The organism is Pseudoalteromonas sp. SG43-7, from assembly GCF_014164295.1.
Classification (GTDB): Bacteria; Pseudomonadota; Gammaproteobacteria; order Enterobacterales; family Alteromonadaceae; genus Pseudoalteromonas; species Pseudoalteromonas rhizosphaerae.
The window spans coordinates 1-11,761 of the sequence record NZ_JACJEY010000085.1 but is presented as its reverse complement, the minus strand read 5'-3'; the positions used below and the strand labels follow the sequence as shown (position 1 = coordinate 11,761).

Annotated in this window: 12 protein-coding genes; 10 read left to right on the top strand and 2 right to left on the bottom strand. The window is 39.9% G+C overall.

Annotated elements, in window-relative coordinates; genetic code table 11:
• The first annotated feature begins 22 nt into the window (after positions 1–22).
• Complete coding sequence (pdxH, locus tag H5200_RS21900; RefSeq protein ID WP_182762618.1) at positions 23–661, top strand: pyridoxamine 5'-phosphate oxidase; 639 nt, start codon at positions 23–25, stop codon at positions 659–661.
• Positions 662–667: 6 nt separating this feature from the next.
• A complete protein-coding gene (locus H5200_RS21895; protein WP_182759226.1) occupies positions 668–1,441 on the top strand; it encodes a TatD family hydrolase in 774 nt (257 codons plus the stop codon).
• On the opposite strand, the gene H5200_RS21890 is transcribed toward H5200_RS21895, so the two are convergent.
• Positions 1,408–2,028 carry an AhpA/YtjB family protein gene (locus tag H5200_RS21890; RefSeq protein WP_145235511.1) on the bottom strand — a complete coding sequence of 207 codons (621 nt, stop codon included), beginning with the start codon at positions 2,026–2,028 and terminating at the stop codon, positions 1,408–1,410. The two genes, H5200_RS21895 and H5200_RS21890, sit on opposite strands and share 34 nt — an antisense overlap.
• A gap of 296 nt (positions 2,029–2,324) precedes the next feature.
• On the opposite strand from H5200_RS21890, the gene serB reads away from it, so the two are divergent.
• The gene (gene serB / locus H5200_RS21885; protein WP_182759227.1) at positions 2,325–3,338 is read left to right on the top strand and encodes a phosphoserine phosphatase SerB; all 1,014 of its coding nucleotides are present in this window, start codon (positions 2,325–2,327) and stop codon (positions 3,336–3,338) included.
• A gap of 5 nt (positions 3,339–3,343) precedes the next feature.
• On the opposite strand, the gene H5200_RS21880 is transcribed toward serB, so the two are convergent.
• The gene (locus H5200_RS21880) at positions 3,344–5,830 is read right to left on the bottom strand and encodes a PilZ domain-containing protein (protein WP_145235513.1); all 2,487 of its coding nucleotides are present in this window, start codon (positions 5,828–5,830) and stop codon (positions 3,344–3,346) included.
• Positions 5,831–6,203: 373 nt separating this feature from the next.
• On the opposite strand from H5200_RS21880, the gene radA reads away from it, so the two are divergent.
• The 7 genes from radA to H5200_RS21845 all read left to right on the top strand — a co-directional run bounded on the left by radA (position 6,204) and on the right by H5200_RS21845 (position 11,527).
• Positions 6,204–7,589, top strand: a complete 1,386-nt coding sequence (radA, locus tag H5200_RS21875; RefSeq protein WP_182719606.1) for a DNA repair protein RadA — start codon at positions 6,204–6,206, stop codon at positions 7,587–7,589.
• A gap of 158 nt (positions 7,590–7,747) precedes the next feature.
• Positions 7,748–8,680: a hypothetical protein gene (locus H5200_RS21870; RefSeq protein ID WP_182762616.1), complete on the top strand. Its 933-nt coding sequence runs from the start codon at positions 7,748–7,750 to the stop codon at positions 8,678–8,680.
• 572 nt (positions 8,681–9,252) lie between these two features.
• Positions 9,253–9,474 carry a hypothetical protein gene (locus tag H5200_RS21865; protein ID WP_182740872.1) on the top strand — a complete coding sequence of 74 codons (222 nt, stop codon included), beginning with the start codon at positions 9,253–9,255 and terminating at the stop codon, positions 9,472–9,474.
• A 119-nt stretch (positions 9,475–9,593) separates the two neighbouring features.
• On the top strand, positions 9,594–9,953 hold the full coding sequence (locus tag H5200_RS21860; protein WP_182740871.1) for a hypothetical protein: 360 nt from the start codon (positions 9,594–9,596) through the stop codon (positions 9,951–9,953).
• 92 nt (positions 9,954–10,045) lie between these two features.
• On the top strand, positions 10,046–10,408 hold the full coding sequence (locus H5200_RS21855) for a hypothetical protein (protein WP_145242954.1): 363 nt from the start codon (positions 10,046–10,048) through the stop codon (positions 10,406–10,408).
• A gap of 91 nt (positions 10,409–10,499) precedes the next feature.
• On the top strand, positions 10,500–10,994 hold the full coding sequence (locus tag H5200_RS21850) for a hypothetical protein (protein WP_182740870.1): 495 nt from the start codon (positions 10,500–10,502) through the stop codon (positions 10,992–10,994).
• 107 nt (positions 10,995–11,101) lie between these two features.
• A complete protein-coding gene (locus tag H5200_RS21845; RefSeq protein ID WP_144231923.1) occupies positions 11,102–11,527 on the top strand; it encodes an N-acetyltransferase in 426 nt (141 codons plus the stop codon).
• Positions 11,528–11,761 lie beyond the last annotated feature (234 nt).

Genomic DNA, 11,761 nt, shown 5'->3' with positions numbered 1-11,761 from the left:
CCTAGAACCTAGAGGGAATTTTATGAAACTTGAAGATATCCGTCGTGAGTATTTGCAAGATGCTCTGAGCGAAGAGAATTTACTTGATGATCCATTCAAGCAATTTGAAACCTGGCTTGAGCACGCGGTAGCAAGTAAACTGCCAGATCCAACGGCGATGGTGGTGGCAACGGTTGATGAAATCGGTCAGCCTTCGCAACGTATTGTGTTGTTAAAGCATCTTGATGATAACGGGTTTGTGTTTTTTACCAATACCGGCTCGCGTAAAGCACAAGAGCTTAAAGGCAATAATAAAATCTGTTTGCATTTTCCGTGGCACCATATGGAGCGCCAAGTGATTGTTTATGGTGAAGCACAACCACTGCCAACTTCAGCGGTTGCCAAGTACTTTTTGTCACGTCCCAAAGAAAGCCAGTTAGCTGCATGGGCTTCAAAGCAAAGCCGTCCTGTATCATCGCGTAAAGTGTTGATGGAAACTTTTGCTAATATGAAAACCAAGTTTGCTAAAGGCGAAATACCATTGCCAGATTTTTGGGGGGGATACTGTGTTGTGCCAACAAAAATTGAGTTTTGGCAAGGTGGTGCACACCGCCTGCATGACCGTTTTATATATCAGCGTCAAGCTGATAACAGCTGGCAAATTACACGTTTAAACCCATAGTTTATTATGGCGTTTATTGATTCCCACTGCCATTTAGATTTTACTGAATTTGATGCCACCCGCACCAAGCTAATTCAGCAATGTCAGCAGCTGGGGATCGAAAAATTGATCGTGCCGGGGATCACTTTGGCACAATCTCTTTCTTTATGCGCTTTTGCTAAACAGCATTCTGCAGTGCGCATCGGTGCAGGTTTACATCCTTACTTTTTAGCAGAATATCACCACAGTCATTTAGCCAAACTGACTGAGTTTACTGTGCAACATCGCCAGCAATTGGTCGCTATTGGCGAGTGTGGTATTGACCGCAGTATTGACGATATTGTTTTGCAAACTCAGATATTTGAGCACCATATCGATCTTGCTAATCAGCTTGAATTGCCATTGATTGTGCATCATCGACAAAGCCATGACCTTATTGCACAGTCATTTAAGCGCTGTAAGCCAAAATATGGTGGTGTTATACATGCTTTTTCAGGCTCATTACAACAAGCACAGTATTATATTAAACAGGGTTTTAAACTCGGGGTGGGCGGGGTGATCACTTATCAGCGAGCACAAAAAACACGTTCCGTTGTTGCTCACATAGCACCTGAACACTTACTACTTGAAACAGATGCACCTGCAATGCCGTTAGCGGGCTTTCAAGGGCAAATAAACACGCCGTTACAGTTACCCCTAGTGTTTGAGCAGTTATGTCAATTAAAGCAGATCACAACACCTTATAAGGCTGGTTTTCAAAAGCAGCTTTATGATTCGTGCTCAGAACTTTTTCGGATATAACGATTTACTTGCCAGCGCTTTAAACCACGGCCTAATTGCCAAGTAAAAATGCAGGTTATCACTAGCATTAGTAATACTTGGCGGCCTAAGTCATGAAAGCTGCTATGACTGGTTGCTACTGCTGAGCGGGTCAAGTAAGTTATTGCAACAAATCCTAGTGGGCGATCGTCATCACTGATTATCGGTTCAACAAACGGGGTTTTAAGTTTACTAATACCCGGAGTGGAGTTGGGCAGCTTACCTAAAATATGGTGAGCTTGCCAATTATCACTACTGGCGATAAGTATGCCTTGCTGATCATAAATCGTTGCAGCCAGTACAAACTCATCTTTGCTTATGCTGTTACATAAGGCTGTTAATTCAGGTTTGTTTTTTTCAAGTAGCGGCGTTTTGGCATTGAGAGCCATAAAACGAGTTAAGCTTTTTGCTGTGCTGTCGGCACTATCATAAAGCAACTGGTGGCTTTGAAAACTACCATTAACAGCAACCCAAGTCAGCAATACAAAGCATGCCGCAGCAATACTTAATCGCACTAGGCGTTGCCTAAGAGATGCTGAAATAGGGTTTTTAAGATGGTTATTTTTCATAGTCACCGTTTACGCTGCTGACAGCTTTTGTTTTTGATGTTACAACTAAGCGTAACTATAACCTTAAATCCCCCTTTATGGCGAATTAATACCAATCGACTTAAATATTTAGTCTTTCTAGCGTGCTAAATAAAGCGCTAACGGCGTTATAAGTTTTTTATGTAGAACAACTACATATAAAATTTATGCCTTGTTATCACTCTATTTATCCGTCGCTATAAATGACCAATAACCTAACCCGATTGGTATAATTGTTATTTTACAGGGGAGACATTAGTATCATTTTTGGAGTTATCATGACATTGGAGCGCTTTGCGAGCCTTTCATCAGAGCAGTTATCGGCACAGTTGTCGTTAGGTATGTGGTATCACTATCAAGATGCTTTATTAGTACCAACAAGCTTACCAACTGATCCGCAAGGAATGTTTAGTATTGCTTTTGCAGGGGACTTTAGCGGCCAACAACTAGCTAATATAATTAACTTTTTAGCTCAGCAGCAGTTTATTGTCAGTGCATTTTGTCGTTATCAACCAGAGCCAAACTTAAGCCCCGCACTGTGTTTTTACAGCGAGACACTAAGTCCAAGCATTAATCCTTTGGTACTGAATGAATTTGCCCATCCATTGGGATTTCAACTTGTACAAGTTAGTAAGCCACCGATTTTAACTAAGCCTGGTTTATTAGTAATGGATATGGACTCAACCGCCATTACGATTGAATGTATTGACGAAATCGCAAGGCTTGCTGATGTATATGATGATGTCGCAGCGGTAACCGCACAAGCGATGGCTGGTAAGTTAGATTTTAGTGAAAGCTTACATCAACGAGTCGCTAAACTTGCGGGTATTGAGCAAAGCTTAATTGATGAACTAAAAAATAGTTTACCATTAATGCCTGGGATCAAAGCGCTATGCCAAGTGCTAAAGCAGCATAATTGGTATTTAGCCATTGCCTCAGGTGGCTTTGTGCCATTTGCTGAACAAGTGCAAAAACTGCTTGAACTAGACGAAGTACATGCCAATGTTTTGGAATTTAAAGATAATAAGTTAACAGGTAAAGTGCTAGGCATGATTGTTGATGCGCAGCAAAAAGCCGTGGTGTTGAGCCAATTACAGCAACGATTAAATTTACCTACGCAACAAACAGTGGCGATTGGTGATGGTGCGAATGATTTGACCATGATGGCTGCGGCAGGACTCGGTGTTGCCGTACACGGTAAACCTAAAGTTGTTGAACAAGCCCAAGCTGCAATTTGCCAAGGCTCGCTATTACAACTGTTATATTTATTAACTATTCCTGTTATTAAGTAACGGAGTTAAGTTAGCCGTTTAAGCCAAGTCTGCTTGCGCTTATTCATTTGGTCTACCAGCTCTGCGGTAAAGTCCAAATGACTAAGCGTTTCATCTGTTACATCAACCATGTCACCAACACCTGTTACTGCCCACAGTGCCTCTTCAAGATCTTTTGCTTTGTGCAATGCATATTGGCTTACGTATTTTAACTCGTTAGATAAGTAATCGGTATCAGGGCGGCCAGTGCGTGAAATATAAATACGCATTATAAAGATCAACTCAGATTTGAGACCTTTCTTTAAAAAGAGTAACTGTGGGGCATAATCTTCGCCAGCACTGCACTTGCTTTTTATAGCGTCTTTAATGGTCGGTTTTTTAGGATCAAAACGAATAAATAAAGTGAAAGGTAGAGGAGGATCTTGACGACTGCGATCTTTTATAAGCGGTGTGATCACGCCATTGAGCTGCTCTGGCGATAAAAAAGCATCAATGCTGGTGGTATTATTAAGCAAGCCATAGTTTTGCAAAATAATATGCAATGGGCTCGGGTACAAGCCTTGACCAATTGCTCCTGTTTTAAAATGTGCAGCTTCTTTATGTAAATAAAACGGAAATTGGCAGACACTTTTAGTTACCATATTTCGCAGCGCTGTCGATAATCCTGGCACCTTTGGCGCTTCTTCAGATACTTTTAGTTTATCTTTATTATTTTCAATTAACTGCGTAAAAAATTTCACCCCTTCGTGTGGGTTATCAACAATACGTAAGGCTTTTAAGTTGATAGTGGTGAACGATTTACTGACCGCCATCACTTCGTACTTTAATTTACTCAGCGTGTGCTTTTTGGTTATTTTTTGCAGCTCAGGTAAGCTTAATTCAACAACTTCACCTTTTTGAAAAGTAACCGGTTGGTCACACTCAATTTGCAACCCCATCACCGAGAAATCACGACTATGAGCGGTATGTGTTTGCTCATCCTGAGTTGTTAATACTACATCGGTTTTATACAAATAGCGTTTGTGAGAGCGTAGGTTTACATACTCTAAATCCACGGTTTCAAGCTTTGGTGGGGTTTTATGTTTGCCATGGCCAAAGTGCTTGAGCTGATTAACTATACTTTTATCGTAACTAAAACTTTGATAATGCGCTCGTTCAACGTCTGTTCCGACTGCTGTTAAAATCACTAGATATTTTACGTCTTTGATCATTCCTTGTACGCGAGGCGTTGGTGGCTTGTTTAATTTTTCAATATCTTTGCCAGCGGTATTTGGTAAGCTTAATGGAATAAATGAATCTTCTGGATGGCTTGGCATTAACTGTACTTTAAAACATTGCCAGCTTTCTTTTTGGCTACCAAAACCAAAAAATAATGCGCTTAATTGCGGCTCTGCAGTCAACTCCGTGCGTGTTGCTGAGTAATAATATACTTTTCCAGCAACCACGTGCGTAAAGGTGTATAAATACTCTTCTTTAACTGGGGCTGGGTTACTTAGTAACTGACTTAAACGTTGCTGATTTAAAATAGTGTATAAACATGACAGCTTTCGCTCATCGCAAAAATAACGCTGAATAAAAATATTGTTTTCAGTGGTCAGCACTAAACTTGGGTAGAGTTTATCGTTTTGCAAACTAAAAAAAGTAAATAACGAAGTCACCCGGGGAATATAGTACTGCTCATAGCCTTTTGAGACGACGGCATCTAAAGTATTATCTAAATTTACTTTATAGCGACGCTTATTGCCGTGAATAAAGCTTTCTAAAAACTCATCAAATTTTGCGTTATTTTCTATAAAAGTACGTTTTAAGCGAATATGATTAAATTCCGCAGAGATTTTCTCAACTGCAACAACTTCATATTGAATGCCGTTTTTTAAACCTAATTCAAAATCTTGCTCAAGACCGACTAAACGCAGTCCTAATAACTGCCCTTTTTTGACTTGATAGCGCGGTGAGAGCTTTATTTTTGCGCCACTTAAAGATATATCTGAGGTGGTTGCTGCAATGGTGTTGTCTTTGTTGAGTTCTACAGTGATTTTGATTGAATAGTTCATCCGTTCTTCACGGCGACTTTCATAAGAGGCAAATTTAATAACCTGGCAATCTAATTTTTGTTCATTCTGTAACTCAGGTTGCTTAGCTTGTTCAGCGGCTTTTTTTTGCATTACACGATGGTTATTATCGGTGTTCATTACAGCTTCGTAAACAGCAAGGGTATAACCACCATGGCGTTCTATGGCTTGTTCAAATACCGCAATAGCGGTTTCATCCATAAAGTGTTGTTTGCCTTCATACTCATAAGGTTTAACTTGGCCTGTTACTTGGCCGCGTAAATCAATAAAACGGGCGATAGGTTGCGACAAGCGCGACATTTCCATCTTGATCAAGAACTGCTCAGGTTTTGTTAAACCCGCTGTCTTCGATTTAAAGATCGTGTCAAATTTGGCATTACCTAAATATGATTTAAGCTCATCAACTAAACTTTCATATTTAAGCAGAGTGTCTTCAGTCATTTATAAAACCATCACCGTCTATTCTAAAAAGTTGGTATACTGCACATGTATTTACACACTCACTTGGTTGCTGGTTTGCAGCATGTGCGGTGTAATGAGTTACCATCTTTAATTTTTATTATTATGAGATTGCCAAATAAATGGCTCATTACTTTAGTTTATTAATCAAAAAAGCCCAAGCTAAAAAGATTAAGCAAAAAATATGCCCTAAAGTAAAAGTGATAAACCTTGCTTTTTTATATATCTCGATTGTGGCGTTGAATTGCCTTATTGGCAAGGTCAATATTCAGCGCACGATAACGTAACAATAAATTAAAGATCATCCTAGTATGGACATAAATGATTTCAAAATGACGAAGGTAGGCAAAAGTTAATGGCAAAAGCAGCAAAAATAGAGTTTGTTTGCACCGAATGCGGAATGAACTACCAACGCTGGCAAGGACAGTGTCGCTGCGGCGCATGGAATACCTTAGCCGAATTTAAGCCCTCAGCAGGGCAAACTAAAAAAGCAGCAACGCGCAGCGTTGTTGGCGGCTATGCTGGTGGCGTTGGCGGTGGCTCGAAAAAAATTAATGACATCGCAACCACCGAAGCCGAAAAGCAACTAACCGGTATTGGTGAACTTGACCGAGTATTATCAGGTGGCGTAACCACAGGTTCTGTGAATATTATTTCAGGCGATCCCGGAGCAGGTAAAACGACTTTATTATCGGATTTAGTCGCGCGCATGTCACAGCGTATGCCATCACTTTACTGCACCGCAGAAGAGTCGTTATCGCAATTTAAAAACCGTGTTAATCGTTTAAAGCTCGATTACAACCCAGACGAACTGTATTTGTTATCAGAAACCAGTGTTGAAACCATTATCGACGAGCTTGAAAAAAATAACATCAAGTTTGCAGTAATCGATTCTATTCAAGCAGTTGTTACTGATACCGCAAACGGCAGCCCAGGTTCACCGTCACAAGTTAAAAGTGCCGCGCAAGCGCTTACACAGTACTGTAAGCAAAACGACGTCACTATGTTTATCATTGCCCACGTAAATAAAAATAATGAAATAGCGGGGCCGCAAACCTTAGTGCATATTGTTGATGCGTTATTACATATCGACACTAACGATGGGCAAATACGTACCTTGCGCGCCAATAAAAACCGCTTTGGTGACATTGATACTGTAGGCATTTTTAGAATGTGCGAACGCGGTATGCTAAGTGTTGATAACCCCAGTGAAATATTTTTATCGGGATCAAGTACCGACTCACCCGGTTCAACCATTACTTGCATTCGAAAAGGTAACCGCAACTTGTTGCTCGAAATACAATGTTTAACTACCGAAACCGAGGCGGAGTTTCCACAGCGAGTGTGCGTAGGTTTAAATATGAACCGAATAAAAATGCTCACTGGTATTTTACGCAAGCACACTAAAACCAAAATCTTTCATGATACGTTTTTTAATATTGTTGGCGGGCTGAGAATTGATGAAACCGAAACCTGTATCGATTTAGCCTTAGTGACTGCCTTACTCAGTAGCTTAAATGAGTTTGTTGTACCGCGTACCACCTGCATAATGGGCGAGCTGAGTTTAAACGGTGACGTACGGCCAATCGACAGTGGCGTGCCACGCGTTAAAGAAGCTGCCCAACATGGTTTTACCGAAATATTTATTCCATTTCGTAATTACCATAAATCAATGGAAGGGCTGGGCGCTAAAATAACCCCAGTTAAAACAGTGCATGAACTGCTAAGTTTAATTAATTAGCCACGCTCAAAAAAGTGCAAATCAATTTGCACTTACTTATGCTAGGCCTTATCAAAGGTATTATTGAATGATACGCTTAGCAAAATCTTAAGTCTAAAGCCGTTAGAGACTAAGCTAAATAACAACGGTGATAATAGAAATCGTAATAAGGAAATAGAATGAAAAAACTCGCAATTGTTGCTGTTGTTGTCGTTGCGGCTATCGGTGGTGTTAGCTATGCAAATCATGCACTGACTCAAGAAGTTAAAGTAGAAGTTGATCGTCAGCTTGCATTAATGAGCCAGCAAATGGGTGTAACAGCCAGTTATGAAGATATTTCGGCCAGCGTGCTTGGGCAAAGTGTTGAAATATCAAATATGCAAATCACTGGGTTTGATCAGCAGCCGGTTGCTAATATTGCGAGCATTGAAGTGGCGGGATACGAAGTAGATAAAATTGCTCCTCGTACCGAGTTGAGCATAAAAAACTTTACCTTCAGTGAGCATTTTTTAGCGCAGTTACCACCAGACGCTAACAATAAACTCGCTGCTGCTAGTTATGATCTTCATACATTGATGAACTATGATGAAAAATCAGGTGATAGTGATATCGACTTTGCGCTTAATGCTAAAAATATTGTAGGCCTTAATTTTAACCTTGGTCTAGCAAAATCAACCGCATTGATGAATGCTTCATTGGCGCTGAGCAAAATGCAGCAACAACTAGGTAGTCAACAGCCGACTTTAGAGCAGCAATTACAGCAACAAACCTTACTAATGGAGGCGCTTGCAGAGCTTGAACCACGCAGCATCGAAATTGCCCTCAATAACGAAGGTGAATTTAAAGCACTCGTTGAACAAACGCTTGAAAAGCAAGGTATGACGCTGGAGCAAATGCAGCAAATGGTCAATATGCAGCTACAACAAGCGCCAGTCAGCGAGGAACTGAGTGAAGCGATTAAAAACTTCACGCAAGGCTTAAGCTCATTAACCGTGTCAGCAAGCTTGCCAGAAGGGCAAACCATGACCGAAATTAACCAACAGATCTTCACCCTAATGGGGCAACCAGAAGAACTGGCAGAGTTTATAAATTTAAAAGCGAAGGGCGAATAGCTCTTAGAGCTATAAGTTGTATGCCTTAAGCGGTAAGTTTAAGACAAAATACAGTTTTGAGTTATTTTAAAGCGCGAGTTAATCTCGCGCTTTTTTATTGGCGATTCGGGGGAGGGACTAGTATTTAGGCGCTAGGAACTAGGAAAAACCAAAGCAGGTCGGCGTAAAATTTATTATCGTAGGTTGTGGTTCAGAGCAACGAAACTCAACGGTGAAAATTAAAGTTTAGAGATGGTTTCAAGTGGGAAACTGACGTTGATATAGGTTTAGGATAATAACTCATTGAATAATCAAGCTGTTGTTTGCTCCCATATTCAGGAACATGAGCGACACGCGTGTCTTTATCTGCTTTATTTTCCTGTATTCATAAACAGTTTTTGAATTTTTTTTCAACAACTCGCGGGTTTATTTCTTGTGATTTACAATAACAAAATAACAACAAAGATAAATCCCTTGATTTACATTTAGATACAGAGTTAGACTGAAAGTATTAAAAAACTCAAAGGATTTTCTGTCTGCAACTTGTGGGTTTAGATCCTTTGAATAAGCTGTTATATGCCTAGGGAAGATCGGTGCCTAAAATTCTAATCGAAGGCTTTGAAAACTTGAATAAAGTCGCTATGAGTAAGGCTATAAACTCAAATACGCCATTTAATCTCAAAGAGTCCAAAGCAATCACTGATAAGTTGTTAGCTAATGGTATTGTAGAGATACCGATAGAGGCATCATTCAATGTTGTGGGTTTGTTATCTGCGTTGAATTCAGCAAATGCTAACGTAAAGTTTGCAGAGTAATCGGCATATAACAAATGAATAATGTCGTTCGTAAACTCACTGGGAATTTTACTCGCTGGCCTTCGGCCAAAACGCTCCTAAAATCCCCATATTCAAAGCGTTAGGTGTAATCTAGGCTCATGGTAGAAATTGCAGTGAATTATAAATACCCAGAGGAATTAGAGTTCTTTGATAAGGGATTCGGTTTATCTGATGAGAATGATCCCGATGAGGGCTTGTTTTCTTATATCTATATTTATGAAGATGGTAGTGAGCTTATCGTCACCCATTCTCCATTTGGCAATATATCATTTAGTGCCAAGCTGATATCAAAAGGTATCGTGGTATTTAATATCTACCAAGAGTACGTGTCGGAGATAGCCTTTCAAGCATGGAGTGATGAGAAAGTTATTCGGTTATATTGCAATGCCAAGGGCATAGATACTGAGTTTAGAGTGTATTATTTACCTCAACCGAGAATATATGTCGCAAACACCTAACAATACGTGCAACGCTGACAATTTAAAGCGTCGCTTGAAAAGCAGCAACACTTTAAATCGCAGGTTCACTCTGCGTTAGCAGTCAATCAAGTATGAATATTGAAATAGAAAACTATTGGGAATTGTTGGCTTTACATAAGTCCTTAATGGCCGTTAAATTTGATCAAAATTCATGTTTGCGTGAGGCTCAAGGGTCGCCCTATACGGGCAGCTTGGCATTTAAAGTGTTTGATCAATTGGTAGCTGCAAGCAATGAAAAACAAGCTGCGGATTGGATAAAGTGGCAAAAGGCTGATGATTCTCGTATAGAAACACAGCTACTACACAAGCATATAAAAGAATCTGAGTGGTGGGCGGATTCAGATCAAAGTCAAAAAGAAAAGTATGTTCGTGATTTTATGGCTCCTCTAATTCTTAAGGAGCGGGTGTTCAATGAAATCACCAAAAACTGCTAACAAAACAATCAACCGGACTCCGCTAAGCGTGGTTCGCTTTGCTCACAATACCACGCTTAGCTCCGCTCGGTTATTGTGGCGTTAGGATCTAATGCAAATACTTACGTTTTTCCTGCTAATTCTGCTTGCACTTCCAAGCAACTCGCAAACATATGCTATCTACGATAGGGAAACTGCTGAAGCTAAGGTTGCTCCTGTTTTGAATGCTTTAAAGGAAGGGGTTAGGACGAAAAATGTAGAACTATTTAGTAGCTATATTTTTTTCCCATTAAATATTAGTAGTGCCCAAGTAATTACAAAGGATGATGCTTTACCTATTAAGCCTCAAAAAATATTAACTAAAGAGGAGTTGCAGCAAAGATTTGATGAAATTTTTACTGATACCCTCATAGATTTAATTAACTGTATTACACCTCAAAATATGATTTACGATAAATATAAAGGGTTTGATGCAGCATATGGGGCAATTTGGTTTTTCGATATTGTCTATGAAGACTCAGGGAAAAGGCTCTACGCACTATCAAGCCTTTCCCATGAAAAAAATGCAACCAATAAATGGCTGGATCAGAATTGCAAAACTCAATAGCAGATCCTAACAAGTTAAATCATCGGAAAACCACTCGCTGCGCTCGCGTTTTCCGCTGTTTAAAGCGTTATGTTGCCCCGATAAATTTAGCTATCGTAGAGTGAAAAATGATAAGAAAATACAACGATAATGACTTAGATTCGATTCTTGAAATCTGGTTGACTGCTTCGATGAAAGCTCACGATTTTGTCTCAGCTGAATTTTGGAAATCCCAAGTTGATAATATGCGTAATATTTACCTTCCAGCTTCAGAGATATGCGTTTATGAAATGGATTCTAAAGTTGTTGGTTTTTACGCATTGTATGAAAGTAATCTGGCAGCGATATTTGTAGATCCTGACTTACAAGGTAAAGGTATTGGTAAGCAATTGCTGACCCATGCAAGATCGCAAAGAGTCATGCTTACTCTTTCTGTGTACAAAGAAAATCAGGCAAGTTATCAGTTTTATCTGTCTCAAGGTTTTAATGTGATTAGTGAGCAAGTTGATGAATATACAGGCCATTTAGAGTACACAATGAGTACGGGCACATAACAAACGGTTCAAGAGGGACAACCAACGCGTGGGATTTTTACTATACGTTGGTTTCTGTGGTTACGGTGTTATGCGGAAAGTTGGTAGTAGCGTTGGCTGCCCCTTAAGCGGGCGTTGAGGCTGTAGAATTACTCTTTCTAGGAACTGATTTTACATATTCGGCTTGATTGTTTTCTAACCTTGAATCTACCTGTCCGCTGTGATCTAATAGATATTATTCACCCACGGTAAATT

Bases quoted from the DNA above. Each gene is read 5' to 3' on its own strand.
- H5200_RS21855 (WP_145242954.1), top strand. From the start codon at position 10,046: ATGAATATTGAAATAGAAAACTATTGGGAATTGTTGGCTTTACATAAG.
- H5200_RS21880 (WP_145235513.1), bottom strand. From the start codon at position 5,830: ATGACTGAAGACACTCTGCTTAAATATGAAAGTTTAGTTGATGAGCTT.
- H5200_RS21860 (WP_182740871.1), top strand. From the start codon at position 9,594: ATGGTAGAAATTGCAGTGAATTATAAATACCCAGAGGAATTAGAGTTC.
- H5200_RS21870 (WP_182762616.1), top strand. From the start codon at position 7,748: ATGAAAAAACTCGCAATTGTTGCTGTTGTTGTCGTTGCGGCTATCGGT.
- radA (WP_182719606.1), top strand. From the start codon at position 6,204: ATGGCAAAAGCAGCAAAAATAGAGTTTGTTTGCACCGAATGCGGAATG.
- serB (WP_182759227.1), top strand. From the start codon at position 2,325: ATGACATTGGAGCGCTTTGCGAGCCTTTCATCAGAGCAGTTATCGGCA.
- H5200_RS21895 (WP_182759226.1), top strand. From the start codon at position 668: ATGGCGTTTATTGATTCCCACTGCCATTTAGATTTTACTGAATTTGAT.
- H5200_RS21850 (WP_182740870.1), top strand. From the start codon at position 10,500: ATGCAAATACTTACGTTTTTCCTGCTAATTCTGCTTGCACTTCCAAGC.
- H5200_RS21890 (WP_145235511.1), bottom strand. From the start codon at position 2,028: ATGAAAAATAACCATCTTAAAAACCCTATTTCAGCATCTCTTAGGCAA.
- pdxH (WP_182762618.1), top strand. From the start codon at position 23: ATGAAACTTGAAGATATCCGTCGTGAGTATTTGCAAGATGCTCTGAGC.
- H5200_RS21845 (WP_144231923.1), top strand. From the start codon at position 11,102: ATGATAAGAAAATACAACGATAATGACTTAGATTCGATTCTTGAAATC.